Origin of the sequence: Enterobacter sp. PTB, assembly GCF_051130085.1 — a bacterium.
GTDB lineage: Bacteria > Pseudomonadota > Gammaproteobacteria > Enterobacterales > Enterobacteriaceae > Enterobacter > Enterobacter ludwigii.
Genome location: NZ_JBDKEE010000004.1, coordinates 128,975 through 154,754 on the forward strand (window position 1 = coordinate 128,975; position 25,780 = coordinate 154,754).

Consider the following 25,780-nt stretch of genomic DNA (forward strand, 5'->3'; position numbering starts at 1 on the left):
TTTTCTGTAAAACCATATTGATACCAGGGATTTGACCATGAAACTATTCGCCCAGGACTCGCATCTCGATCTCTCACATCCGCATGTGATGGGTATCCTGAATGTCACGCCTGACTCCTTCTCTGACGGCGGCACGCATAACACGCTTATCGAGGCTGTGAAACACGCAAATTTGATGATTAACGCGGGCGCCACCATCATTGACGTGGGCGGGGAATCGACGCGCCCTGGGGCGGCAGACGTTTCGGTGGAAGAAGAACTGGCGCGCGTGGTGCCTGTGGTTGAAGCTATCGCACAGCGGTTCGAGGTGTGGATCTCCGTCGATACGTCTAAACCTGAAGTGATCCGTGAAGTCGCGAGAGTGGGTGCTCACATCATCAATGATATTCGCTCGCTGACGGAGCCTGGCGCACTGGAGGCGGCCGCGGAGACCGGGCTACCGGTTTGCCTGATGCACATGCAAGGACAGCCGAAAACCATGCAGGAAGCGCCAAAGTATGACGATGTTTATGCCGACGTAAATCGCTTCTTTATTGAGCATATTGCACGTTGTGAACGTGCGGGTATCGCAAAAGAGAAATTGCTGCTCGACCCGGGGTTCGGTTTCGGTAAAAATCTCTCTCACAATTATGAGCTGCTTGCGCGCTTATCGGAATTCCATCATTTCGACCTGCCATTGCTGGTTGGTATGTCGAGAAAGTCGATGATTGGTCAGTTACTGAATGTAGGGCCGAGCGAACGTCTGAGCGGAAGCCTGGCCTGCGCTGTAATTGCGGCGATGCAGGGCGCGCACATTATTCGTGTCCATGACGTTAAAGAAACAGTAGAAGCCATGCGTGTAGTGGAAGCTACACTGGCAGCGAAGGAAAACAAACGCTATGAGTAATCGTAAATATTTTGGTACCGATGGTATTCGTGGGCGCGTGGGTGATGCGCCAATCACCCCTGATTTTGTCCTGAAACTGGGGTGGGCAGCGGGTAAAGTCCTTGCGCGTCATGGCTCCCGTAAAATCATCATTGGTAAAGATACCCGTATCTCCGGGTATATGCTGGAGTCAGCGCTGGAGGCCGGTCTGGCTGCCGCGGGGCTTTCCGCTTCCTTCACTGGCCCAATGCCAACGCCTGCTGTGGCATATCTGACGCGTACTTTCCGTGCTGAAGCAGGGATTGTGATTTCGGCGTCGCATAACCCGTTTTACGACAACGGCATTAAATTCTTCTCCATCGACGGCACTAAGCTGCCGGATGAAGTGGAAGAGGCGATCGAAGCGGAGATGGAAAAAGAGATCACCTGTGTCGACTCCGCCGAGCTGGGTAAAGCGAACCGCATTGTCGATGCCGCGGGTCGTTACATCGAATTCTGCAAAGGTACTTTCCCGAACGAACTGAGCCTGGCCCATCTTAAAATTGTGGTGGACTGCGCCAACGGTGCGACCTATCACATTGCGCCGAATGTTTTCCGCGAACTGGGTGCGAACGTGATTACCATCGGCTGTGAGCCCGATGGACTGAATATTAACGAACAGGTGGGTGCGACTGACGTTCGTGCTCTGCAGGCGCGCGTTCTGGCGGAAAAAGCCGATCTGGGCATCGCACTGGATGGCGACGGCGATCGCGTGATCATGGTCGATCACGAAGGTAATAAGGTCGACGGCGACCAGATCCTCTATATCATTGCGCGTGAAGGTCTGCGTCAGGGCCAGCTGCGCGGCGGTGCAGTAGGCACGCTGATGAGCAACATGGGTCTGGAGCTGGCGCTGAAACAGCTGGGTATTCCGTTTGTCCGTGCAAAAGTGGGCGACCGCTATGTGCTGGAAAAACTGCAGGAAAAAGGCTGGCGCATCGGGGCTGAAAACTCAGGCCACGTGATCCTGCTGGATAAAACCACCACCGGAGACGGTATCGTCGCTGCGCTGCAGGTTGTTGCCGCCATGGCGCGCAACCATATGAGCCTGCACGATCTCTGCAGCGGCATGAAAATGTTCCCGCAGATCCTGGTGAATGTGCGTTTCACCGCCGGTAAAGGCGATCCACTGGAAAATGAAAATGTGAAAGCGGTGATGGCTGACGTTGAAGCAGCCCTGGGCAACCGTGGGCGTGTTCTGCTGCGTAAATCTGGAACCGAACCGCTGATCCGCGTAATGGTGGAAGGCGAAGACGAGGCGCAGGTGAATGAATTTGCACACCGTATTGCGGATGCCGTAAAAGCTGCATAGTTTTTCACGTTAAGTGATTAAAAAGGCGGCGCTTGCCGCCTTTGTTTTGAGCAATTGATGGCTTTTTGCTGTTTTTTTCCGCAGTTGATACAATGCGTCAAAATTGCCCTTGCGAAGCACATTCGCTTTGGTTAGTATTCACACCCGCTTCAGTGGGAAACAAAAATCCTGCTAATTGGTCGAAGCATTGGTATGCGGCAAATCCGCAAGGAACAGGTTGATTATGTACGAAGCTCTTTTAGTTATTTTCCTTATTGTAGCCATCGCTCTCGTAGCGCTGATCATGCTGCAGCAAGGTAAAGGCGCTGATATGGGAGCCTCCTTCGGAGCAGGCGCTTCCGGTACGCTGTTTGGTTCAAGTGGTTCTGCGAACTTCATGACCCGCACAACGGCGATTCTGGCTACGCTGTTCTTCATCATCAGTCTGGCGCTTGGCAATATCAACAGCAACAAGACCAGCAAAGGAAGCGAGTGGGAAAATCTGAGCGCGCCAGCGAAAACTGAGCAGACTCAGCCAGCTGCACCGGCTAAGCCGACCAGCGATATCCCGCACTAAGTATTCAGTACCGAGGTGGTGGAATTGGTAGACACGCTACCTTGAGGTGGTAGTGCCCTAACGGGCTTGTGGGTTCGAGTCCCATCCTCGGTACCAATATTCCAGAAGAAAGACGTCGAAAGACGTCTTTTTTTTCGTCTGTAGATTTCGTCTGTAGAAGGGGCGTTTTCGTCGGCGGGTACGTTCGTGCCAGCGGGAACGGTTCTGTAGCGGTCGTAAAAAAGGCGCCCAGTGGGCGCCTTTTGCATTTCTGCGTAAGCCTTACTTCTTAACGCTGTGCTCCAGGTTTTCAACCTGCGGCAGGCCATTACCGGCGCTTGCGGAGAGCAGGCCATTCTCAACGTAGTTGAACAGCTTCTCACGGGTATCGGTGATGTCCAGGTTACGCATGGTCAGCTGGCCAATACGATCGTCCGGAGAGAACACGGATTCACCTTTCTCCATGGTCAGACGCTCTGCTTTATAAGTCAGGTTGTCGGACACGGTGTTCAGAATCGAGTAGTCATTCCCGCGACGCAGCTCCAGCGTCACTTCACCGGTGATCGCGCTTGCCACCCAACGTTGCAGTGCATCACGCAGCATCAGGGCCTGTGGGTCGAACCAACGGCCCTGGTACAGCAGTTTACCCAGCTGACGACCATGGGAGTGATACTGCTCGATGGTGTCTTCGTTGTGAATACCGGTCAGCAGACGCTCATAAGCAATGTGCAGCAGCGCCATCCCAGGGGCTTCATAGATGCCACGGCTTTTTGCTTCGATAATACGGTTTTCTATTTGATCGCTCATGCCCAGACCGTGACGGCCACCGATACGGTTAGCTTCCAGCATCAGTTCCACATCGTCAGAGAAGGTCTTGCCGTTCAGGGCAACCGGATGGCCGCGCTCGAAACGCACGGTAACTTCTTCCGCCTGGATTTTGACGTTTTCGTCCCAGAACTTCACACCCATGATCGGGTTAACGATCTTCACGCTGGAGTTCAGGAATTCCAGGTCCTTCGCTTCGTGCGTCGCACCCAGCATATTGGAATCGGTAGAGTAGGCTTTCTCAACGGACATCTTATAGTCGAAGCCACAGGCGATCATAAACTCGGACATTTCATGACGGCCGCCCAGCTCGTCGATAAAGTCGGTATCGAGCCACGGTTTATAAATCTGCAGCTCGGCGTTGGTCAGCAGGCCATAACGATAGAAACGTTCGATATCGTTTCCTTTATACGTACTGCCATCACCCCAGATGTTTACGCCATCTTCTTTCATGGCGGCAACCAGCATGGTACCGGTCACTGCACGGCCCAGCGGGGTGGTATTGAAATAGGTCAGGCCGCCGGTAGTATTATGGAAAGCACCACACTGAATAGCAGCAATACCTTCAGCGACCAGTTGCTTACGGCAGTCAATCAGGCGCGCGTTCTCTGCGCCATACTCTTTAGCGCGACGAGGGATTGCATCATAATCGTCCTCATCCGGCTGACCCAGGTTCGCAGTATATGCATACGGAACCGCTCCCTTCTGGCGCATCCACAGCAGTGCAGCGCTGGTATCCAGGCCGCCTGAAAAAGCGATGCCAATACGTTGTCCTACCGGAAGATGCTTGAGAATCGTCGTCATAAAATAAAACCCTGCTTGATTGACTGATTAAGAGACCGCTTTCGCTCTCGATGCATGTTTATGCAAAATAAGTGAGTATTCATTTAATCATCTTTTGTCGATGACCGGAAGAGACTCGTGCGTTTTTTGTAAAATTTTCCCTTTGTTTGACCTGGCGGAAACTGGCTTGACAGGTGGGGTTCACTATCAATATACTAAACGCCGATTTTACGTCCCGTCTTCGGTACCAAATCCCAGCATTATTTGCAAATTCTCTCCAAAACGCGTAGAATTTGCCACGTTTCAGGCGCGGGGTGGAGCAGCCTGGTAGCTCGTCGGGCTCATAACCCGAAGGTCGTCGGTTCAAATCCGGCCCCCGCAACCACTTTCCCATAAAGTTCTTTTTCAAATATACTGTGAAGACTTAGAGCCTTCGTAGCTGGATTTGAAAAAATTCTTTCGGAGAGTGCTCCAGGCCGCAGTTGCGGCTATAGGGTTCAGTTATCTAAAGCCCCGATTTATCGGGGTTTTTTGTTATCTGACTACAGAATAACTGGGCTTTACGCCCTTTTTTTATGTCTTGGGGGTGGGCTTGTCCACATTAGAGCAAAAATTAACAGAGATGATTACTGCACCGGTCGAAGCACTGGGCTACGAACTGGTCGGCATCGAATTCGTTCGCGGCCGTACATCGACGCTGCGCATCTATATTGATAGTGAAGATGGCATCAATGTTGATGATTGTGCTGATGTTAGCCACCAGGTGAGTGCGGTTCTTGATGTTGAAGACCCGATTACCGTTGCGTACAACCTGGAAGTTTCCTCACCCGGCCTCGATCGCCCGATGTTCACGGCCGAGCACTATGTGCGCTTTACCGGTGAAGAAGTGGCTCTCGTTCTGCGTATGGCCGTACAGAACCGCCGTAAATGGCAGGGAATTATCAAAGCCGTTGATGGTGAAATGATCACGGTTACAGTCGAAGGCAAAGATGAAGTGTTCGCGCTGAGTAATATCCAGAAGGCGAACCTGGTTCCCCACTTTTAACAGTCTGGATTGAGGTGAAAAGCCCGCGATGAACAAAGAAATTTTGGCTGTTGTTGAAGCCGTCTCCAACGAGAAATCACTGCCGCGTGAGAAGATTTTCGAAGCGCTGGAAAGTGCACTGGCTACAGCAACCAAGAAAAAATACGAACAAGAGATCGATGTTCGCGTAGAAATCGATCGTAAAAGCGGTGACTTCGATACATTCCGTCGTTGGGTAATCGTTGAAGAGGTGACCCAACCGACGAAAGAGATCACCCTGGAAGCGGCGCGTTTTGAAGACGAAAGCCTGAACGTGGGTGACTATGTTGAAGATCAGATTGAATCTGTCACCTTCGACCGTATCACCACGCAAACCGCAAAACAGGTTATCGTCCAGAAAGTCCGTGAAGCTGAGCGTGCGCTGGTTGTCGATCAGTTCCGCGATCAGGAAGGTGAGATCATTACCGGCGTGGTGAAGAAAGTAAACCGCGACAACATCTCTCTGGAAATCAAATCTGAAGGGCTGCCAGGTAACGCTGAAGCCGTTATCCTGCGTGAAGACATGCTGCCGCGTGAAAACTTCCGCCCGGGTGATCGTATTCGTGGCGTTCTGTATGCCGTACGCCCTGAAGCGCGTGGTGCACAGCTGTTTGTGACCCGTTCCAAGCCAGAGATGCTGATTGAACTGTTCCGTATCGAAGTACCGGAAATCGGCGAAGAAGTTATCGAGATTAAAGCGGCTGCCCGCGATCCGGGTTCACGCGCGAAAATCGCGGTGAAAACCAACGACAAGCGTATCGACCCGGTCGGTGCTTGCGTAGGTATGCGCGGTGCGCGTGTTCAGGCGGTTTCTACCGAACTGGGCGGCGAGCGTATCGATATCGTCCTGTGGGACGACAACCCGGCGCAATTCGTGATTAACGCAATGGCTCCGGCGGATGTGGCGTCTATCGTTGTTGACGAAGACAAACACACCATGGATATCGCTGTTGAAGCGGGCAACCTGGCGCAGGCAATCGGCCGTAACGGTCAGAACGTACGCCTGGCGTCACAGCTGAGCGGCTGGGAACTCAACGTAATGACCGTTGATGACCTGCAGGCTAAGCATCAGGCTGAAGCCCATGCGGCGATCGATACCTTCACGAAATACCTGGATATTGACGAAGATTTCGCCACTGTTCTGGTTGAAGAAGGTTTCTCTACCCTTGAAGAACTGGCCTATGTGCCAATGAAAGAGCTGCTGGAAATCGACGGTCTTGATGAAGCCACCGTTGAAGCCCTGCGTGAACGCGCTAAAAACGCACTGACCACCCTGGCACTGGCTCAGGAAGAAAGCCTTGGCGATAAGAAGCCGGCTGATGACCTGCTGAATCTGGAAGGTCTTGATCGTGCGATTGCGTTCAAGCTGGCTGCCCGTGGTGTTTGTACGCTGGAAGATCTCGCTGAGCAAGGCGTTGATGACCTGGCTGATATCGAAGGTTTAACCGACGAGAAAGCCGGCGAACTCATCATGGCCGCACGTAATATTTGCTGGTTCGGCGACGAAGCGTAATAAACTGTAGCAGGAAGGAACAGCATGACTGATGTAACTGTAAAATCGCTGGCTGCCGAGATTCAGACCTCCGTGGACCGCCTGGTACAGCAATTTGCTGATGCAGGGATCCCGAAGTCCGCTGATGACTCGGTGAACGCGCAAGAAAAACAAACCTTGTTAGCGCACCTGAACCGTGAACACGGTTCGACGCCTGACAAGCTGACGCTGCAGCGCAAAACGCGTAGCACGTTGAATATCCCTGGTACCGGTGGTAAAAGCAAATCGGTACAAATTGAAGTCCGCAAGACACGCACCTTTGTAAAACGTGATCCGCAAGAGGCAGAACGCCTTGCTGCGGAAGAGCAGGCACAGCGTGAAGCGGAAGAACAAGCTCAGCGTGAGGCAGAAGCGACTGCCAAACGTGAAGCAGAATTAAAAGCTGAACGTGAGGCCGCAGAAAAAGCGAAACGCGACGCAAGTGATAAAGTGAAGCGTGAAGCTGCGGAAAAAGACAAAGTGAGCAATCAACAGACCGACGAAATGACAAAAACCGCCCAGGCTGAAAAAGCCCGCCGTGAAAATGAAGCTGCCGAGCTGAAGCGTAAAGCGGAAGAAGAAGCCCGCCGCAAGCTTGAAGAAGAAGCTCGCCGTGTAGCTGAAGAAGCGCGCCGTATGGCTGAAGAAAACGAGAAGAACGGTGTGAACCCTGCTGAAGCGTCTGAAGACACCAGCGATTATCACGTCACCACTTCTCAGCATGCGCGCCAGGCAGAAGACGATAACGACCGTGAAGTTGAAGGTGGTCGTGGCCGTACTCGCAGCACCAAAGCTGCTCGCCCAGCCAAAAAAGGCAACAAGCACGCTGAATCTAAAGCTGACCGTGAAGAAGCACGTGCAGCGATCCGCGGTGGTAAAGGCGGCAAGCGTAAAGGTTCCGCACTGCAGCAGGGCTTCCAGAAGCCAGCTCAGGCTGTTAACCGTGACGTAGTGATTGGTGAAACCATCACCGTTGGCGATCTGGCCAACAAAATGGCGGTTAAAGGCTCTCAGGTCATCAAAGCGATGATGAAACTGGGCGCAATGGCCACCATCAACCAGGTTATCGACCAGGAAACTGCGCAACTGGTAGCCGAAGAGATGGGCCACAAAGTTATCCTGCGTCGTGAAAACGAGCTGGAAGAAGCAGTAATGAGCGACCGTGACACCGGCGCAGCGGCAGAACCGCGCGCGCCTGTAGTGACCATCATGGGTCACGTTGACCACGGTAAAACCTCTCTGCTCGACTACATTCGTTCGACGAAAGTGGCCTCCGGTGAAGCGGGTGGTATTACCCAGCACATCGGTGCGTACCACGTAGAAACCGACAACGGCATGATCACCTTCCTGGATACCCCGGGCCACGCAGCGTTTACCTCTATGCGTGCTCGTGGTGCTCAGGCAACGGATATCGTTGTACTGGTTGTTGCTGCAGACGACGGCGTAATGCCACAGACCATTGAAGCTATCCAGCACGCGAAAGCGGCGCAGGTGCCTCTGGTGGTTGCAGTGAACAAGATCGATAAGCCAGAAGCTGACATGGATCGCGTTAAAAACGAACTCTCCCAGTACGGTGTTATGCCGGAAGAGTGGGGCGGTGAAGCGCAGTTCATCCCAGTATCTGCGAAAGCCGGTACCGGTATCGACGACCTGCTGAACGCTATCCTGCTGCAGGCTGAAGTTCTGGAGCTGAAAGCGGTTCGTAAAGGTATGGCGAGCGGCGCGGTTATCGAATCCTTCCTGGATAAAGGTCGTGGTCCGGTTGCAACTGTTCTGGTTCGTGAAGGTACCCTGCATAAAGGCGATATCGTCCTGTGTGGTTTCGAATACGGTCGTGTTCGTGCGATGCGTAACGAACTGGGCCAGGAAGTTCTGGAAGCAGGTCCGTCCATTCCAGTGGAAATCCTGGGCCTGTCCGGTGTGCCGGCTGCGGGTGATGAAGTGACCGTCGTACGTGACGAGAAGAAAGCGCGTGAAGTTGCACTGTATCGTCAGGGCAAATTCCGTGAAGTTAAACTGGCTCGTCAGCAGAAATCTAAACTCGAGAACATGTTTGCGAACATGACCGAAGGCGAAGTTCACGAAGTGAACATCGTTCTGAAAGCCGACGTTCAGGGTTCTGTGGAAGCGATCTCCGACTCCTTGCTGAAACTGTCTACTGACGAAGTTAAAGTGAAGATCATCGGTTCTGGCGTAGGGGGTATCACCGAAACCGACGCCACCCTGGCTGCTGCATCCAATGCAATCCTGGTCGGCTTCAACGTACGTGCTGACGCGTCTGCACGTAAAGTGATTGATGCTGAAAGTCTGGATCTGCGTTACTACTCCGTCATCTATAACCTGATCGACGAAGTGAAAGCAGCGATGAGCGGCATGCTGTCTCCAGAGCTGAAACAGCAGATCATCGGTCTGGCTGAAGTGCGTGACGTGTTCAAATCACCGAAATTTGGTGCGATCGCGGGCTGTATGGTTACCGAAGGTATCATCAAACGTCACAACCCAATCCGCGTACTGCGTGACAACGTGGTTATCTACGAAGGCGAGCTGGAATCCCTGCGCCGCTTCAAAGATGACGTTAACGAAGTCCGTAACGGCATGGAATGTGGTATCGGCGTGAAGAACTACAACGACGTTCGCGTTGGCGACATGATCGAAGTGTTCGAGATCATCGAAATTCAGCGTACGATTGCTTAATCATCGATGCAGGCCGGGTAAGCAAAGCGCCACCCGGTAATAATTTTAAAAGGGGCTTTTTGCCCCTTTTTTGTCTGGAGAATTTATTATGGCGAAAGAATTTGGTCGCCCGCAGCGCGTAGCGCAAGAAATGCAGAAAGAGATCGCTCTCATCCTGCAACGTGAAATTAAAGATCCTCGCGTGGGTGTCATGACCACCGTGTCCGGCGTGGAAATGTCCCGCGACCTGGCGTATGCCAAAGTGTTCGTGACCTTCCTGAACGATCAGGACGAAGCCGCGGTAAAAAACGGCATTAAAGCGCTGCAGGAAGCCTCTGGCTACATCCGCTCTCTGCTCGGCAAAGCGATGCGTCTGCGTATCGTGCCTGAGCTGACCTTCTTCTACGACAACTCTCTGGTCGAAGGTATGCGCATGTCTAACCTGGTGACCAGCGTGGTGAAACATGACGACGAACGTCGTGTTAACCCAACGGACGACAGCAAGGAGGACTAATGAGTCGTCCTCGTCGTCGCGGTCGCGACGTGCATGGTGTGCTGCTGCTGGATAAACCCCAGGGCGCTTCCAGCAACGACGTGCTGCAAAAAGTTAAGCGTATTTTTAACGCCAACCGTGCGGGCCACACGGGCGCGCTCGATCCGCTGGCGACCGGCATGCTGCCGATCTGCCTGGGGGAAGCGACAAAGTTTTCCCAGTACCTGCTGGACTCCGATAAGCGCTATCGGGTCATCGCCCGACTAGGCCAGCGCACGGACACCTCCGATGCCGATGGTCAGGTGGTAGAAGAGCGTCCGGTGACCTTCAGCGCGGAGCAACTTGATGCTGCGCTGGAAAGTTTCCGTGGCGACACGCTGCAGGTACCGTCAATGTATTCGGCGCTGAAGTACCAGGGTAAAAAACTGTACGAATATGCGCGCCAGGGCATTGACGTTCCTCGCGAACCCCGTCCGATTACCGTGTACGAACTGCTCTTTATTCGTCACGAAGGCGATGAGCTGGAGCTGGAAGTTCACTGTTCGAAAGGCACCTATATTCGTACCATCATTGACGACCTGGGTGAAAAGCTGGGTTGCGGTGCGCACGTGATTTACCTGCGTCGCCTGGCTGTCAGCACGTACCCGGTTGAGCGAATGGTGACCCTTGAACATCTGCGCGAGTTGGTTGAGCAGGCGGAAGCGCAGGAGATTGCGCCGGCCGATTTGCTCGATCCGCTGCTGATGCCAATGGACAGCCCGGCGGCCGATTTCCCGGTTGTTAATCTTCCTTTAACATCCTCCGTTTACTTTAAGAACGGAAACCCGGTTCGTACCACCAGTGCTCCTTCTGAAGGTCTGGTGCGCGTGACCGAGGGGGATGAAGGTAAGTTTATCGGCATGGGTGAAATGGATGGCGAAGGGCGCGTCGCGCCGCGTCGCCTGGTCGTTGAGTATCCGGTTGAAGCCTGATAGCGATAACGGCTCGCCTTGCGATAAGCAGGGGAGACGAGTAGAATATCGCGGCTTAACGTTCGGCAAATTGTTTAACATATTGCGGGACGTATACTGGGATTGCTGAATTAGAGATCGGCATCCTTACATTCTTTATATTCTGGAGTTTGAAAATGTCTCTAAGCGTTGAAGCTAAAGCTAAAATCGTTTCTGAGTTTGGTCGTGGTACTAACGACAGCGGTTCTACCGAAGTTCAGGTTGCACTGCTGACTGCACAGATTAACCACCTGCAGGGTCACTTTGCAGAGCACAAAAAAGATCACCACAGCCGTCGTGGTCTGCTGCGTATGGTTTCTCAGCGTCGTAAACTGCTCGACTACCTGAAACGTAAAGATGTTGCACGTTACTCCGCGCTGATCGAGCGTCTGGGTCTGCGTCGCTAAGTCTTGCGAGTTTCAGAAAAGGGGGCCTGATGGCCCCTTTTTTCAACCAGACGGCAGCAATTCACTGGAAACTATTGTATTGTTGCTATAAATGATCTTCATTGCAGAGGTTCGCGCGGCTAATGAGAGGCTTCACCCATGGGGGTGTTGGTTGTCATTAGTCGCGAGGATGCGAAGAAGGTCGGGTTAAATCGTCAGCACACCGGTGGTGTGCTGTCATACATTTAAGAAAGGACAGAACTTTGCTGAATCCGATCGTTCGTAAATTCCAGTATGGTCAACACACCGTCACGCTGGAAACCGGCATGATGGCACGTCAGGCTACTGCTGCCGTTATGGTAAGCATGGATGACACTGCGGTATTCGTAACCGTAGTTGGCCAGAAAAAAGCAAAACCAGGTCAGGACTTCTTCCCACTGACCGTTAACTACCAGGAGCGTACCTACGCTGCCGGTAAAATTCCGGGTGGCTTCTTCCGTCGTGAAGGCCGTCCAAGCGAAGGCGAAACCCTGATTGCGCGTCTGATTGACCGCCCGGTTCGTCCGCTGTTCCCGGAAGGCTTCGTGAACGAAGTGCAGGTTATCGCGACCGTTGTTTCCGTTAACCCACAGGTTAACCCGGATATCGTTGCGATGATCGGTGCTTCCGCGGCCCTGTCACTGTCTGGTATTCCATTCAATGGCCCAATCGGTGCTGCACGCGTTGGTTACATCAACGACCAGTACGTGCTGAACCCAACGCAGGAAGAGTTGAAAGAAAGTAAGCTGGACCTGGTTGTTGCTGGTACTGAAGCGGCTGTGCTGATGGTTGAATCCGAAGCGGAACTGCTGAGCGAAGACCAGATGCTGGGCGCGGTGGTCTTTGGCCACGATCAGCAGCAGATCGTTATTCAGAACATCAACGATCTGGTTAAAGAAGCGGGCAAACCACGTTGGGACTGGCAGCCTGAAGCCGTCAACGACGCGCTGAATGCACGCGTTGCTGCGCTGGCTGAATCTCGTCTGAGCGATGCTTATCGCATCACCGACAAACAGGAGCGTTATGCTCAGGTTGACGTGATCAAAGACGAAACTATCGCAACGCTGATTGCTGAAGACGAAACGCTGGATGCTAACGAGCTGAGCGAAATTCTGCACGCTATCGAGAAAAACGTGGTTCGTAGCCGCGTCCTGGCGGGTGAGCCGCGTATCGATGGCCGCGAAAAAGACATGATCCGTGGTCTGGACGTGCGTACTGGCGTTCTGCCACGTACTCACGGTTCTGCACTGTTCACCCGTGGCGAAACGCAGGCGCTGGTTACCGCGACCCTGGGGACAGCACGTGACGCGCAGAACATCGACGAACTGATGGGCGAGCGTACTGACAGCTTCCTGTTCCACTACAACTTCCCTCCATACTCCGTAGGTGAAACCGGTATGGTGGGTTCGCCTAAGCGTCGTGAAATTGGTCACGGTCGTCTGGCGAAGCGTGGTGTGCTGGCAGTGATGCCGGATGCTGACAAATTCCCGTACACCGTTCGTGTGGTTTCTGAAATCACCGAATCTAACGGTTCTTCTTCCATGGCTTCCGTGTGTGGTGCATCTCTGGCGCTGATGGATGCAGGCGTGCCAATCAAAGCCGCCGTTGCGGGTATCGCAATGGGCCTGGTGAAAGAAGGCGAGAACTTTGTTGTTCTGTCTGACATTCTGGGCGACGAAGACCACCTGGGCGATATGGACTTCAAAGTTGCGGGTTCCCGCGACGGTATCTCTGCGCTGCAGATGGATATCAAAATTGAAGGTATCACCAAAGAGATCATGCAGGTTGCGCTGAACCAGGCTAAAGGTGCTCGTCTGCACATCCTGGGCGTGATGGAACAGGCGATCAACGCGCCACGTGGCGACATTTCTCAGTTCGCTCCGCGTATCCACACCATCAAGATCAATCCAGACAAGATCAAAGATGTTATCGGTAAGGGCGGTTCCGTTATCCGTGCTCTGACCGAAGAGACTGGCACCACTATCGAAATCGAAGATGACGGTACGGTGAAAATTGCAGCGACCGACGGCGAGAAAGCGAAATTCGCTATTCGTCGCATCGAAGAAATTACTGCAGAAATCGAAGTGGGCCGTATCTACAATGGTAAAGTGACCCGTATCGTTGACTTTGGCGCGTTTGTTGCCATCGGTGGCGGTAAAGAAGGTCTGGTTCACATCTCTCAAATCGCTGACAAGCGCGTTGAGAAAGTGACCGATTACCTGCAGATGGGTCAGGAAGTCCCGGTTAAAGTTCTGGAAGTTGACCGCCAGGGCCGTATCCGTCTGAGCATTAAAGAAGCAACCGAGCAGTCTCAGCCGGCTGCTGCGCCAGAAGCATCGGCAGCAGAACAGCAAGGCGAGTAAGTTGCATTTGCCCTCCGCTTCGGCGGAGGGCCTATTATCAGGCAGGACGCCTTGTTAAGCCGCCGGGGGACAGGACGTTCATCCAATAGTTGTCTTCGGGAGTGGGAAATGAAGCCTTTTTTGCGCTGGTGTTTCGTTGCGACAGCTTTAACGCTGGCAGGATGCAGCAACTCTGCCTGGCGTAAGAGCGAAGTCCTCGCAGTGCCATTGCAACCGACTTTGCAGCAGGAAGTGATTCTGGCACGCATGGAACAAATTCTTGCCAGTCGGGCTTTAACCGATGACGAACGCGCACAGCTTTTATATGAGCGCGGAGTGTTGTATGATAGTCTCGGTCTGAGGGCATTAGCGCGGAATGATTTCTCACAAGCGCTGGCAATCCGACCTGATATGCCTGAAGTATTCAATTACTTAGGCATTTATTTAACGCAGGCAGGCAATTTTGATGCTGCCTATGAAGCGTTTGATTCTGTACTTGAGCTTGATCCAACTTACAACTACGCGCACTTGAATCGCGGTATCGCCCTGTATTACGGCGGTCGTGATAAGTTAGCGCAAGATGATCTGCTGGCGTTTTATCAAGACGATCCTAATGATCCTTTCCGCAGTCTGTGGTTATACATCGTTGAGCAGAAGCTCGATGAGAAGCAGGCAAAAGAAGCACTGAAACAGCGCTTCGATAAATCGGACAAGGAACAGTGGGGATGGAACATTGTCGAGTTCTACCTGGGCAACATTAGCGAAGCAACGCTGATGGAACGCCTCAAGGCGGACGCAACGGATAACACCTCGCTCGCTGAGCATCTCAGTGAAACCAACTTCTATTTAGGTAAGTACTACCTAAGTCTGGGGGATAAGGACAGCGCTACGGCACTGTTCAAATTAGCGGTTGCTAACAACGTACACAACTTCGTTGAGCACCGTTATGCATTGTTGGAATTATCGCTCTTGGGCCAGGAGCAAGACGACCTGGCAGAATCGGACCAGCAATAGCTGACGACATAAACATCAGCCCGTAATCTTTTGATTGCCATCACCTTAACTGGTGAGGGCGTTGTTGTTCGTCAATACATCTACTTTGAGCCGGTTCACACTTTTCAATGAAAATTGCTAATCATTTTCACGATGAGCTAAGTAGACTGGCCGCCATTGACATTGAGGCACTCGTACTACATGGCTGAATTCGAAACCACTTTTGCAGATCTGGGCCTGAAGGCTCCTATCCTTGAAGCCCTTACCGATCTGGGTTACGAAAAACCATCTCCGATCCAGGCAGAATGTATCCCACATCTGTTGTCTGGTCGTGACGTGCTGGGCATGGCCCAGACTGGTAGCGGCAAAACCGCAGCGTTCTCGCTGCCGCTGCTGCACAACATCGATCCGGAACTGCGTGCACCGCAGATCCTCGTCCTGGCTCCAACCCGTGAACTGGCTGTTCAGGTTGCAGAAGCTATGACTGATTTCTCTAAACATATGCGCGGCGTAAACGTGGTGGCCCTGTACGGTGGCCAGCGTTATGACGTGCAGTTACGTGCCCTGCGCCAGGGTCCACAGATTGTTGTCGGTACGCCGGGCCGTCTGCTGGATCACCTGAAGCGCGGTACTCTTGACCTCTCTAAACTGAGCGGTCTGGTACTGGATGAAGCAGATGAAATGCTGCGTATGGGCTTCATCGAAGACGTAGAAACGATTATGGCGCAGATCCCGGAAGGTCATCAGACCGCTCTGTTCTCTGCAACCATGCCAGAAGCGATTCGTCGCATTACCCGCCGCTTCATGAAAGAGCCGCAGGAAGTGCGCATTCAGTCCAGCGTGACTACTCGCCCGGACATCAGCCAGAGCTACTGGTCTGTATACGGTATGCGTAAAAACGAAGCGCTGGTTCGCTTCCTGGAAGCGGAAGATTTTGATGCGGCGATTATCTTCGTTCGTACCAAAAACGCGACCCTGGAAGTGGCTGAAGCGCTGGAGCGTAGCGGCTACAACAGCGCAGCGCTGAACGGTGACATGAACCAGGCTCTGCGTGAGCAGACGCTGGAGCGCCTGAAAGACGGTCGTCTGGATATCCTGATTGCAACCGACGTGGCAGCACGTGGTCTGGACGTTGAGCGTATCAGCCTGGTTGTTAACTACGATATTCCAATGGACTCCGAGTCCTACGTTCACCGTATCGGTCGTACCGGTCGTGCGGGTCGTGCAGGTCGTGCGCTGCTGTTCGTTGAGAACCGCGAGCGTCGTCTGCTGCGTAACATAGAACGCACCATGAAGCTGACCATTCCAGAAGCGGAACTGCCAAATGCAGAACTGCTGGGCAAACGCCGTCTGGAAAAATTCGCCGCGAAAGTCCAGCAGCAGCTGGAAAGCAGCGACCTGGACCAGTATCGTACGCTGCTGGCACAGATTCAGCCTACCGCTGAAGGCGAAGAGCTGGATATGGAAACGCTGGCCGCAGCACTGCTGAAAATGGCACAGGGCGAACGTACCCTGATCGTGCCACCAGATGCACCGATGCGTCCTAAGCGTGAGTTCCGTGACCGTGACGAGCGTTTCGAACGTCGTGGCGACCGTAACGATCGTGGTCCACGTGCTGACCGTCCAGAGCGCAGTGGCGAAGAGCGTCCACGTCGTGAGCGTCGTGACGCTGGCGAAATGGAACTGTACCGCATTGAAGTGGGCCGTGATGATGGTGTTGAAGTTCGTCATATCGTTGGCGCGATCGCTAACGAAGGCGACATCAGCAGCCGTTACATCGGTAACATCAAGCTGTTCGCATCTCACTCTACCATCGAGCTGCCAAAAGGCATGCCGGGCGAAGTACTGCAGCACTTTACTCGCACCCGCATCCTGAACAAGCCGATGAACATGCAGCTGATGGGCGATGCCCAGCCACGTACTGACCGTGGTGGCGAACGTCGTGGCGGTGGTCGTGGTTTCGGTGGCGAACGTCGTGAAGGCGGTCGTAGCGAAGGCAACCGCGCTGGCGCAGGCGAAGGTCGTCGTTTCTCTGGCGAGCGTCGCGAAAGCCGTGGCCCACGTCGTGAAGAAGGTACCGCTCGTCGTCGTTTCGGTGACGCGTAAGCCTTTCGTTTCTGACGTAAAGTAATCTATACAGCCCCGATAAACACTGTCGGGGCTTTTTTTATTCCTTTTGTACTCTTGTACTGGTACAGTGCTGCACATTAACATGCATAACCGCATTATTGACTGGAGAAAAGGCTGTATGGCGACACTTACCACCACCCAAACGTCACCTTCGCTGCTTGGCGGCGTGGTGATCATCGGCGGAACCATCATTGGTGCCGGGATGTTCTCCCTGCCTGTGGTTATGTCCGGTGCGTGGTTCTTCTGGTCGCTGGCGGCACTGGTGTTTACCTGGTTCTGTATGCTTCATTCCGGGCTGATGATCCTCGAAGCCAACCTGAACTACCGCATTGGCTCCAGCTTCGACACCATCACTAAAGACCTGTTAGGCAAAGGCTGGAACCTGATAAACGGCCTCTCCATTGCCTTTGTGCTCTACATCCTGACTTACGCGTACATCTCAGCGAGCGGCTCCATTCTGCATCACACATTCTCGGAGTTGTCGCTGAACGTGCCGGCAAGAGTGGCGGGCTTGTGCTTCGCGCTGGGCGTCGCGTTTATCGTCTGGATGAGCACCAAAGCGGTGAGCCGCATGACGGCGATTGTGCTGGGCGCGAAGGTGATCACCTTCTTCCTGACCTTCGGCAGCCTGCTTGGGCACGTTACGCCGGCCACGCTGTTCAACGTGGCGGAGACGAATACCGCTTACACGCCGTACCTGCTGATGACCCTGCCGTTCTGTCTCGCATCGTTTGGTTACCACGGTAATGTGCCGAGCCTGATGAAGTATTACGGTAAAGATCCCCGCACGATTGTGAAGTGCCTGATCTACGGCACGCTGCTGGCGCTGGCGCTGTACGTGATTTGGCTGCTGGGGACGATGGGCAATATCCCGCGTCCTGAATTTATCGGCATTGCGCAGAAGGGCGGTAACATTGATGTACTGGTACAGGCGCTGAGCGGCGTACTGAACAGCCGCAGTCTGGATCTGTTGCTGGTGGTATTCTCTAACTTTGCCGTCGCGAGCTCTTTCCTCGGCGTGACGCTGGGCCTGTTTGACTACCTGGCCGATCTGTTTGGTTTTGATGATTCTGCTATGGGGCGCTTTAAAACCGCGCTGCTGACTTTCCTGCCACCGATTGTTGGCGGTCTGCTGTGGCCGAATGGTTTCCTCTATGCCATCGGCTATGCCGGGCTGGCGGCCACCATCTGGGCGGCGATTGTGCCTGCGCTGCTGGCACGCAAATCACGTAAACGCTTCGGCAGCCCGAAATTCCGCGTCTGGGGCGGAAAGCCGATGATTGCGCTGATTCTGGTGTTCGGTATTGGCAACGCGCTGGTGCATGTCCTGTCGAGTTTTAACCTGCTGCCGGTGTATCAGTAACACCACCTGTCACCCTCTCCCGACGGGAGAGGGGAACAAACCGCGCTAACCTGACACTTCCTCTTTCACCTGCATCGCCAGGTCAAACGAATGCAAGCGTGCCTGATGATCGAAAATCTGGCCGTTAACCATAATTTCATCCGCCTGTGTCTCACGCAGCACCGTCTCCAGCCCGTGACGCACTTTTGCCTTATCCCCCACCAGCGACATGCTCAGCGCCTGCTGAACGCCATACTGTTCGGATGCCGACCACAGCTGATGCATATTCTCCACCGGCGGCGGCAGCTGGCCGGTCTCACCGCGACGCAGCTTCACAAAAGCCTGTTGCATGGAGGTGAACAGGAATTCCGCATCGCGATTGCTGTCGGCGGCAACGATGTTGATGCACACCATCGCATACGGTTTTTCCAGACGCTCTGAAGGTTTGAAGTTTGTGCGATAGAGGTGAAGCGCCTGGTGGAGCATATCTGGCGCGAAGTGCGAGGCAAAGGCGAACGGCAGCCCCAGCTGCGCGGCAAGCTGCGCGCTGTACAGGCTTGAGCCCAACAGCCACACCGGGATCTTCTCACCGTAGCCTGGCACCGGGCGCACGTGCGGGTTAGGGTCACGCGCGTCAAACCAGTCCACCAGTTCAGCCACATCGCGCGGGAAGTTATCGATGTCGCCGCTCATATGGCGACGCAGGGCGCGCATGGTCGGCTGGTCGCTGCCCGGCGCACGCCCAAGACCCAGGTCGATACGGCCAGGATAGAGGGTATTCAGCGTACCAAACTGCTCGGCAATCACCAGCGGGGCATGGTTCGGCAACATCACGCCACCGGAGCCAAGATGCAGCGTGGTGGTGTTCGCCGCCAGGTAACCAATCAGCACGGAGGTCGCCGCACTGGCGATACCAACCATATTGTGGTGCTCAGCCAGCCAGTAACGGTGATAACCGCGTTTTTCTGCCAGGCGAGCGAGATCGAGAGAGTGGGTAAAGGCTTCTCGAGCTGAGGAGCCTTGAGGGATCGGCGCCAGATCCAGCACCGAAAACGGAATGGTTTTATCAGTCATAACAGCTCACTTTGTCGACGGTGAATCTTTTAATAGTGCATTAAAATTTAATAACCGTTGTTAACAAAGTGAGCTTTTACATTTCTTCTTCAGCCCTGTAGCACCAGCCCGGGGAGGCGTTTCCAGTAGCCGTTACAGTCGCTGTTAGCGGTTAACGGCAGCGGAGCATCACCGTTTTCATTGGCGCGGAAGGCATCCAGCATGGCGAATACGCCCGTATCCATCGGTGACAGGCGCACCATGTCGACCAGACCGTTCATCGACGCCAGTTCATTGCCGAGGTTATACACATAGCCGCTCATGGTCTGGATACCGTTCAGGACGAACACCTGCTGATTTTCCTGCGACAGCATGCTGCGCCCGTTCGGGTACTTGATGCAGCAGGTTTCACACTCGTCTTTCGGACGGTCTTCAGAGCGGGCGGTGAAGCAGCGGGCAGAATAGGCCAGCGGCAGATGACCATAGCTCAGTACTTCCACCTCAAACTGATTGCGAATGCCCAGCGTTTCGCACTGGTTGAGCAGGTTAGCCAGCCAGTCGCGCGAGAGTTCGACCGGCATGCACCAGCGCGTCATCCCCTGTTTAAGCAGCAGGCGCAGCGTCACGGCGTTATAGCAGTTCAGCGCATGGCCTGCGACAAACGGCAGCCTGCGTTCGGCGCACATGTTCACTACGCCCAGATCACTGGCTTCCAGCAGGAATTCACCGTTCTCTACGTAGCGTTTGAGTTCACCCAGTTCGGAGGAGGCCTGGACGAGGGCGAGCGTTGAGAGCACCACCTGTTTACCGCTTCCGGCGAGGCTTTTCGCCATATCCAGCCAGTCGCCCACTTTGGTGGCGCGGCGCTTGCTGCATACCGCTTCACCGAGGTAAATCACATCTGCGCTGCTGGTCGCGGCCTGGTGGTAAAAATCTTCCAGCGTCTCTTTTGGCCAGTAGTAGAGCACCGGCCCTAATGAATATTTCATGATTATCTCACTGCCATTTACGGTGATACGCGCCAAGCGTGGTTTGTGTACCCTCGGACATCGCACCGAGTGTCTCCATCCACGCCGGTTGCGGTGCGTAGTTCTGCGGGTCTGCCATGCAGCGATCGATAGCCTGGCGCCAGACTTTCGCCACCTGGCTTACGTACGCCGGGCTGCGCTGGCGGCCCTCAATTTTCACCGAGGCGATATTGGCGGCCAGCAGTTCTGGCAGCAGTTCCAGCGTATTAAGGCTGGTTGGCTCTTCCAGCGCGTGGTAACGCTCGCCGTCTACCAGATAGCGGCCTTTGCACAGCGTCGGGTAACCGGCATTTTCGCCATCCTGATAGCGGTCAATCAGCACGTCGTTCAGGCGCGATTCCAGCCCCTGCGGCGTTTGTTGCCAGCGAACAAAGCGGGCGGGCGAGCAGGCCCCAACGGTATTGGGGGATTCGCCGGTTAAATAGGAAGAGAGATAGCAACGGCCTTCGGCCATGATACACAGGCTGCCAAAGGCAAAAACTTCCAGTGGTACTGGCGTGACGCGCGCGAGTTGCTTAACCTGATGAATAGAGAGCACGCGTGGCAGCACCACGCGGGCAACATCAAAGTGACGATGATAAAAACGCACCGCCTCTTCGTTAGTGGCAGATGCCTGAACGGAGACGTGACGCTCAATATGGGGATAGCGTTCTGCCGCATACTCAAGCATAGCGAGGTCGGCGAGGATCAGCGCATCGGCGCCCAGCTGTGCTGCCATATCCACCGCGCGTTGCCAGCGGGCGTAGCCATCAGGATGGGCGAAGGTATTGATGGCGATATGCAGTTTGCGGCGGTGCTGGTGGACGAAGGTAACGGCTTCCTGAAGCTTTTTCTCCGTAAAGTTGAGGCCAGCAAAATGGCGGGCGTTGGTATCATCTTTCAGCCCGATATAGACCGCATCGGCCCCATTTTCGATGGCCGCCTTAAGCGCCGGAAGATTTCCGGCTGGGCAGAGCAGCTCCATAATTTATCCTGATGTAGTCGATCGCAAATTTGTTAACGAGCTGGGATTTTAATTAACCCATACGCGACAATTTTTGATTTAAGGCAGCTAATGGCGTATTGATGGCACCAATAATGAGGTACACCTGACGACAGTTTGTTGATTTACGCCGCTATGTTGTGCTTCGGATATGGCAAAATAGCAGGACTATAGCTATCAGGGAGTAAAGCTCGTGCTGGATAAACTGCGTTCACGTCTCGTACAATTTGGTCCATCAATGCTGAGCGTGCCGGTAAAACTGGCCCCGTTCGCGCTTAAACGCCAGGTGCTGGAGCAGGTGCTGAGCTGGCAATTCCGCCAGGCACTGCAGGACGGTGAGCTGGCGTTCCTGGAAGGGCGCTGGTTAAGCATTGACGTCCACGATATCGGGCTGCGCTGGTTTACCTCTGTTGAGAATGACCAACTGATCGTCCGTGAGTCCGCCGACGCGGATGTGAGCTTTAGCGCCAGCGCCAGCGATCTGCTGATGATCGCCGCGCGTAAGCAGGATCCGGACACACTCTTCTTCCAGCGCCGCCTGGTTATCGAAGGCGATACGGAACTTGGTCTGTACGTGAAGAATTTAATGGATGCCATTGAGCTGGAGCAGATGCCGAAAGCGCTGCGTGTGATGTTGATGCAAATGGCAGATTTCGTTGAGGCGGGGCTGAAAACCCCGCCGGAAAGTAAACACACTTCAGTAGGTGAGCCATGCTGATTCGAGTCGAAATTGGGATTGATGCACCGGGTATAGATGCGTTGTTACGCCGCTCTTTTGCGCGGGATGACGAAGCGCAACTGGTCCACGATCTCCGCGAAGACGGCCTGATTACGCTGGGGCTGGTTGCCACCGATGACGAAGGTCAGGTGGTGGGCTATGTTGCCTTCAGCCCGGTTACCGTTCAGGGCGAAGAGCTACAGTGGGTAGGAATGGCACCGCTGGCGGTTGATGAGCACTACCGCGGCCAGGGGCTGGCGCGCCAGCTGGTTTACGAAGGGCTGGACTCGCTCAACGAATTTGGCTATGCCGCCGTGGTGACGTTGGGGGATGCTACGTTCTATGGCCGTTTAGGCTTCGAACCGGCAGCGCATTACGATCTCCGCTGCCGCTGGCCGGGAACGGAATCCGCCTTCCAGGTGCATCGTCTGGCGGATGACGCGTTTAACGGCGTGAACGGTCTGGTTGAGTACCACGACCATTTCAATCGCTTTTAATCAGGCTGTCGCGAAGCGCCTCAAAGGAGCCGTCTCCGGTGACGAGGCGCTCTTTCTGACGCTTCGTCAGCTGCTTAATGCGGTATTCCATTCTGAGCGCCAGCGATCTGTCGCCAACGGGCGCTGAAAAGGCGAGCTGTAATTCCCCTTTCCCCCGCAGCGCTTTGGCACCTTTCCCCGTTTGATGTTGCAGAAAACGCCGCGCCACATCGGTAGTGATCCCGGTGTACAGGGCGTTATCGGCGGTACGAACAAGATAGAGAAACCAGCACACGGTATACAGATTCAGTATGTTAAGGTGAACGCACCTTAGCATGAGAGAGAGCGAAAATGGAAACTCTGACCACCATTAACCGCTGGCTGGCAAAACAGCATGTCGTCACCTGGTGCGTGTATGACGAAGGTGAAATGTGGTGTGCAAACGCGTTTTATTACTACGATCCCGAGCGCGTCGCCTTTTATGTCCTGAGCGAGGATAAAACCCGTCATGCGCAAATGTCGGGTTCGCAGGCGAAGGTGGCGGGCACGGTGAACGGCCAGCCTAAAACGGTCGCGCTGATTCGTGGCCTGCAATTTAAAGGGGAGATCCGCCGCCTGGACGGAGAAGAGAGCGACGCGCAGCGAAAACGCTACACGCGCCGCTTTCCGGTTGCCATTGCGCTAAAAGCTCCGGTGTGGGAAATCCGCCTTGATGAGCTGAAATTTACCGACAACACCCTGGGCTTTGGCACAAAGCTTCACTGGCTACGCGCCGAGCAGGCGTAGCGCTTCACGGTTAAACGCGGGCAGATCGTCCGGGGTCCTGCTGGTGATCAGCTGATCTGTGTCGTTCACAACTTCCTGATCGTAAAACTCAGCCCCCGCATTTTTCAGATCGATAACGATCGGTTTCACGGCCGTGAGTTTACGCCCGCGCACGACATCTGCGCTGATGAGCAGCTGCGGACCGTGGCAGATGGCAAAGACCGGTTTGCCCGTCGAGACAAAGTCTCGCGTGAAGGTCACGAACCGTTCATCCCCACGCAGGGAATCCGGTGAATGACCGCCGGGTAACAGCAGGGCATCGAAATCTGACGGGCTGACGTTATCGATGGTTTCATCGATGGTCACGCTGGCTTCGCCCTTATGGCCTTTCACCGTTTTACCCGCCTCTTTCTCAATGGTGATGACCTCATGTCCTGCCTTGCGAAATGCCTCGGCTGGCGAGGTGAATTCTGAATCTTCAAACTCGTCGGTGATCAAGACTGCGATTTTCTTGCCCATGCTTCCTCCGTTGTTTTGGCTTCAGACAGATTTTTCTCCGCTTGTGGTAAATACTTACCTGTAACAGACTTCTAAGTGTGGTCGACGACGCTGAGTTCGCAAACGGACAATTCTGTAAAGGGGAGATGAGATGAGTCAGGTACTGATTACCGGCGCGACCGGGCTGGTGGGCGGACATCTGCTGCGGCTGCTGCTTCAGGAGCACCGGGTTAACTATATTGCCGCCCCGACGCGTCGGCCTCTCGCGGATATCTCCGGCGTCTTTAACCCCCACGACCCGCAGCTTACCGATGCACTGGCGCAGGTACAGGATCCTGTTGATATCGCCTTTTGCTGCCTCGGTACAACGCTGCGTGAAGCGGGCAGTAAAGAGGCGTTTGTGCATGCGGACTACACGCTGGTGGTCGATACGGCGCTGACGGCTAAAAAGCTGGGGGCAACACATTTTGTGGTGATCAGTTCGCTCGGTGCCAATGCCGGGTCACCTTTTTTCTACAACAAGGTGAAGGGCAAAATGGAAGAGGCGCTGATTGCCCAGAAGTGGGAGCAACTGACCATTGTTCGCCCCTCCATGCTGCTCGGGCATCGGGATGAACGCCGTTTTAACGAATCGTTTTTCGCGCCTCTGTTCCGCATCCTGCCGGGTAACTGGAAATCCATTGAGGCAGCGGACGTGGCGCGTGCGATGCTAAAAGAAGGGCTCTCGCCATCGAAGGAGGGCGTGAATATCATCCCGTCGGCAAAACTGCGTGAAATCGCACAGGGCGAGGCGTAAACTCCCCCGGCTAATAACCTACTACTCTCCGGGGAATGCTATGACTGGTCAGTCTTCATCTCAGGCGGCTTCACCTGTTCAATGGTGGAAGCCCGCGCTCTTCTTTCTCGTGGTCATCATCGGCCTCTGGTATGTGAAATGGCAGCCGTACTACGGTAAAGCCTTCACGGCCGCCGAAACGCACAGTATCGGAAAATCTATTCTCGCTCAGGCTGATTCCAGCCCGCTTCAGGCGGCGTGGGATTACGCCATGGTCTATTTCCTTGCCGTCTGGAAAGCCGCGGTACTGGGCGTCCTGCTGGGCTCGCTGATTCAGGTGCTTATCCCGCGTCACTGGCTGGTGAAAACCCTCGGTCAGCCCCGCTTTCAGGGTACGCTGCTGGGGACGATTTTCTCCCTGCCGGGCATGATGTGCTCGTGCTGTGCGGCGCCTGTGGCCGCCGGGATGCGTCGTCAGCGCGTCTCGATGGGCGGTGCGCTTGCTTTCTGGATGGGGAACCCGTTGTTAAACCCGGCGACGCTGGTGTTTATGGGCTTTGTGCTGGGCTGGCATTTCGCCTTTATTCGTCTGGTGGCCGGGCTGCTGACGGTGCTGGTCGTGGCGACCCTGGTGCAACATCTGGTGAAAGACAAAACCGTAGCGCCTGCGTCAGTTGACGTGGATATCAGCGAACCGCAGGGCGGCTTCTTCGCGCGCTGGGGCAGGGCGCTGTGGCAACTTTTCTGGAGCACCATCCCGGTCTATATCCTGGCGGTTCTGGTGCTGGGCGCGGCGCGCGTCTGGCTGTTCCCGCATGCGGACGGGGCTATCGACAACACGCTGCTGTGGGTCGTTGCAATGGCCGTTGCCGGTTGCCTGTTCGTGATCCCAACGGCCGCTGAAATTCCCATTGTTCAGACCATGATGCTGGCCGGGATGGGCACCGCGCCTGCACTGGCGCTGCTGATTACCCTGCCTGCAATCAGCCTGCCGTCGCTTGTCATGTTGCGTAAGTCATTCCCGGCGAAAGCGCTGTGGCTGACCGCGGGGCTGGTGGCGCTGAGCGGGGTGATAGTAGGAAGTATTGCACTGGTATAAAAAAAGCCCGGTAGCGTTACCGCTTACCGGGCTTTCTGTCAGACGT

General features: G+C 54.5%; 25 protein-coding genes and 2 tRNA genes. 21 read left to right on the top strand and 6 right to left on the bottom strand.

Annotated elements, in window-relative coordinates:
* Window positions 1–37: 37 nt before the first annotated feature.
* From folP to AAIR21_RS06590, 4 genes are all read left to right on the top strand, one after another.
* Window positions 38–886: a dihydropteroate synthase gene (folP, locus tag AAIR21_RS06575; RefSeq protein WP_020883535.1), complete on the top strand. Its 849-nt coding sequence runs from the start codon at window positions 38–40 to the stop codon at window positions 884–886.
* Window positions 879–2,216: a phosphoglucosamine mutase gene (glmM, locus tag AAIR21_RS06580; RefSeq protein ID WP_014171789.1), complete on the top strand. Its 1,338-nt coding sequence runs from the start codon at window positions 879–881 to the stop codon at window positions 2,214–2,216. The genes folP and glmM overlap by 8 nt, the downstream gene beginning before the upstream one ends.
* Window positions 2,217–2,439: 223 nt before the next feature.
* The gene (gene secG / locus AAIR21_RS06585) at window positions 2,440–2,772 is read left to right on the top strand and encodes a preprotein translocase subunit SecG (protein ID WP_020883537.1); all 333 of its coding nucleotides are present in this window, start codon (window positions 2,440–2,442) and stop codon (window positions 2,770–2,772) included.
* A 9-nt stretch (window positions 2,773–2,781) separates the two neighbouring features.
* Window positions 2,782–2,868 (top strand) — tRNA-Leu (locus tag AAIR21_RS06590).
* Between the two features lie 165 nt (window positions 2,869–3,033).
* Here AAIR21_RS06590 and argG read toward each other — a convergent pair.
* Complete coding sequence (argG, locus tag AAIR21_RS06595; RefSeq protein WP_020883538.1) at window positions 3,034–4,380, bottom strand: argininosuccinate synthase; 1,347 nt, start codon at window positions 4,378–4,380, stop codon at window positions 3,034–3,036.
* A 287-nt stretch (window positions 4,381–4,667) separates the two neighbouring features.
* Between argG and AAIR21_RS06600 the strand changes: the two genes are divergently transcribed.
* The 12 genes from AAIR21_RS06600 to mtr all read left to right on the top strand — a co-directional run bounded on the left by AAIR21_RS06600 (window position 4,668) and on the right by mtr (window position 18,361).
* Window positions 4,668–4,744 (top strand) — tRNA-Met (locus AAIR21_RS06600).
* Window positions 4,745–4,951: 207 nt separating this feature from the next.
* On the top strand, window positions 4,952–5,404 hold the full coding sequence (rimP, locus tag AAIR21_RS06605) for a ribosome maturation factor RimP (RefSeq protein ID WP_014833432.1): 453 nt from the start codon (window positions 4,952–4,954) through the stop codon (window positions 5,402–5,404).
* Between the two features lie 28 nt (window positions 5,405–5,432).
* Complete coding sequence (gene nusA / locus AAIR21_RS06610) at window positions 5,433–6,935, top strand: transcription termination factor NusA (protein WP_014171785.1); 1,503 nt, start codon at window positions 5,433–5,435, stop codon at window positions 6,933–6,935.
* A gap of 24 nt (window positions 6,936–6,959) precedes the next feature.
* The gene (gene infB / locus AAIR21_RS06615) at window positions 6,960–9,647 is read left to right on the top strand and encodes a translation initiation factor IF-2 (protein ID WP_014171784.1); all 2,688 of its coding nucleotides are present in this window, start codon (window positions 6,960–6,962) and stop codon (window positions 9,645–9,647) included.
* A gap of 88 nt (window positions 9,648–9,735) precedes the next feature.
* Entirely contained in the window at window positions 9,736–10,140 is a 405-nt protein-coding gene (gene rbfA / locus AAIR21_RS06620; protein ID WP_014171783.1) for a 30S ribosome-binding factor RbfA, read from the top strand.
* The gene (truB, locus tag AAIR21_RS06625; RefSeq protein ID WP_014171782.1) at window positions 10,140–11,090 is read left to right on the top strand and encodes a tRNA pseudouridine(55) synthase TruB; all 951 of its coding nucleotides are present in this window, start codon (window positions 10,140–10,142) and stop codon (window positions 11,088–11,090) included. Before rbfA ends, truB begins: the two co-directional genes overlap by 1 nt.
* 155 nt (window positions 11,091–11,245) lie before the next feature.
* Window positions 11,246–11,515: a 30S ribosomal protein S15 gene (gene rpsO / locus AAIR21_RS06630; RefSeq protein WP_013098914.1), complete on the top strand. Its 270-nt coding sequence runs from the start codon at window positions 11,246–11,248 to the stop codon at window positions 11,513–11,515.
* Between the two features lie 242 nt (window positions 11,516–11,757).
* The gene (gene pnp / locus AAIR21_RS06635; RefSeq protein WP_014171780.1) at window positions 11,758–13,896 is read left to right on the top strand and encodes a polyribonucleotide nucleotidyltransferase; all 2,139 of its coding nucleotides are present in this window, start codon (window positions 11,758–11,760) and stop codon (window positions 13,894–13,896) included.
* Window positions 13,897–14,004: 108 nt separating this feature from the next.
* Window positions 14,005–14,889, top strand: a complete 885-nt coding sequence (gene nlpI / locus AAIR21_RS06640; protein ID WP_013098912.1) for a lipoprotein NlpI — start codon at window positions 14,005–14,007, stop codon at window positions 14,887–14,889.
* Window positions 14,890–14,996: 107 nt separating this feature from the next.
* Entirely contained in the window at window positions 14,997–15,077 is an 81-nt protein-coding gene (yrbN, locus tag AAIR21_RS06645) for a protein YrbN (RefSeq protein ID WP_100122156.1), read from the top strand.
* Window positions 15,070–16,974, top strand: a complete 1,905-nt coding sequence (locus tag AAIR21_RS06650; RefSeq protein WP_183516740.1) for a DEAD/DEAH family ATP-dependent RNA helicase — start codon at window positions 15,070–15,072, stop codon at window positions 16,972–16,974. Before yrbN ends, AAIR21_RS06650 begins: the two co-directional genes overlap by 8 nt.
* Window positions 16,975–17,116: 142 nt before the next feature.
* On the top strand, window positions 17,117–18,361 hold the full coding sequence (gene mtr, locus AAIR21_RS06655; protein WP_025202927.1) for a tryptophan permease: 1,245 nt from the start codon (window positions 17,117–17,119) through the stop codon (window positions 18,359–18,361).
* 45 nt (window positions 18,362–18,406) lie between these two features.
* Here the strand turns inward: mtr and AAIR21_RS06660 are convergent, their stop codons facing one another.
* From AAIR21_RS06660 to ubiU, 3 genes are all read right to left on the bottom strand, one after another.
* A complete protein-coding gene (locus AAIR21_RS06660; RefSeq protein ID WP_063156895.1) occupies window positions 18,407–19,414 on the bottom strand; it encodes a luciferase-like monooxygenase in 1,008 nt (335 codons plus the stop codon).
* Between the two features lie 89 nt (window positions 19,415–19,503).
* Window positions 19,504–20,382 carry a U32 family peptidase gene (locus AAIR21_RS06665; protein ID WP_032680199.1) on the bottom strand — a complete coding sequence of 293 codons (879 nt, stop codon included), beginning with the start codon at window positions 20,380–20,382 and terminating at the stop codon, window positions 19,504–19,506.
* A 7-nt stretch (window positions 20,383–20,389) separates the two neighbouring features.
* Window positions 20,390–21,385 (bottom strand): ubiquinone anaerobic biosynthesis protein UbiU, encoded by a 996-nt coding sequence (gene ubiU / locus AAIR21_RS06670; protein ID WP_020883543.1) that lies wholly within the window; start codon window positions 21,383–21,385, stop codon window positions 20,390–20,392.
* A 211-nt stretch (window positions 21,386–21,596) separates the two neighbouring features.
* On the opposite strand from ubiU, the gene ubiT reads away from it, so the two are divergent.
* Complete coding sequence (gene ubiT / locus AAIR21_RS06675; RefSeq protein WP_020883544.1) at window positions 21,597–22,121, top strand: ubiquinone anaerobic biosynthesis accessory factor UbiT; 525 nt, start codon at window positions 21,597–21,599, stop codon at window positions 22,119–22,121.
* Complete coding sequence (locus AAIR21_RS06680; RefSeq protein WP_014171770.1) at window positions 22,115–22,618, top strand: GNAT family N-acetyltransferase; 504 nt, start codon at window positions 22,115–22,117, stop codon at window positions 22,616–22,618. The genes ubiT and AAIR21_RS06680 overlap by 7 nt, the downstream gene beginning before the upstream one ends.
* On the opposite strand, the gene AAIR21_RS06685 is transcribed toward AAIR21_RS06680, so the two are convergent.
* Window positions 22,605–22,934: a GIY-YIG nuclease family protein gene (locus tag AAIR21_RS06685; protein WP_183516738.1), complete on the bottom strand. Its 330-nt coding sequence runs from the start codon at window positions 22,932–22,934 to the stop codon at window positions 22,605–22,607. The genes AAIR21_RS06680 and AAIR21_RS06685 overlap by 14 nt on opposite strands.
* Before the next feature lie 14 nt (window positions 22,935–22,948).
* Between AAIR21_RS06685 and AAIR21_RS06690 the strand changes: the two genes are divergently transcribed.
* Window positions 22,949–23,383, top strand: a complete 435-nt coding sequence (locus AAIR21_RS06690) for a YhbP family protein (protein ID WP_044866070.1) — start codon at window positions 22,949–22,951, stop codon at window positions 23,381–23,383.
* Here AAIR21_RS06690 and AAIR21_RS06695 read toward each other — a convergent pair.
* Window positions 23,363–23,881, bottom strand: a complete 519-nt coding sequence (locus AAIR21_RS06695) for a type 1 glutamine amidotransferase domain-containing protein (protein WP_183516737.1) — start codon at window positions 23,879–23,881, stop codon at window positions 23,363–23,365. The genes AAIR21_RS06690 and AAIR21_RS06695 overlap by 21 nt on opposite strands.
* A gap of 130 nt (window positions 23,882–24,011) precedes the next feature.
* Between AAIR21_RS06695 and AAIR21_RS06700 the strand changes: the two genes are divergently transcribed.
* Together AAIR21_RS06700 and AAIR21_RS06705 are read left to right on the top strand one after the other, a co-directional pair.
* Complete coding sequence (locus AAIR21_RS06700; RefSeq protein ID WP_047355536.1) at window positions 24,012–24,656, top strand: NAD(P)H-binding protein; 645 nt, start codon at window positions 24,012–24,014, stop codon at window positions 24,654–24,656.
* A gap of 40 nt (window positions 24,657–24,696) precedes the next feature.
* Complete coding sequence (locus tag AAIR21_RS06705; RefSeq protein ID WP_063156892.1) at window positions 24,697–25,734, top strand: permease; 1,038 nt, start codon at window positions 24,697–24,699, stop codon at window positions 25,732–25,734.
* Window positions 25,735–25,780 lie beyond the last annotated feature (46 nt).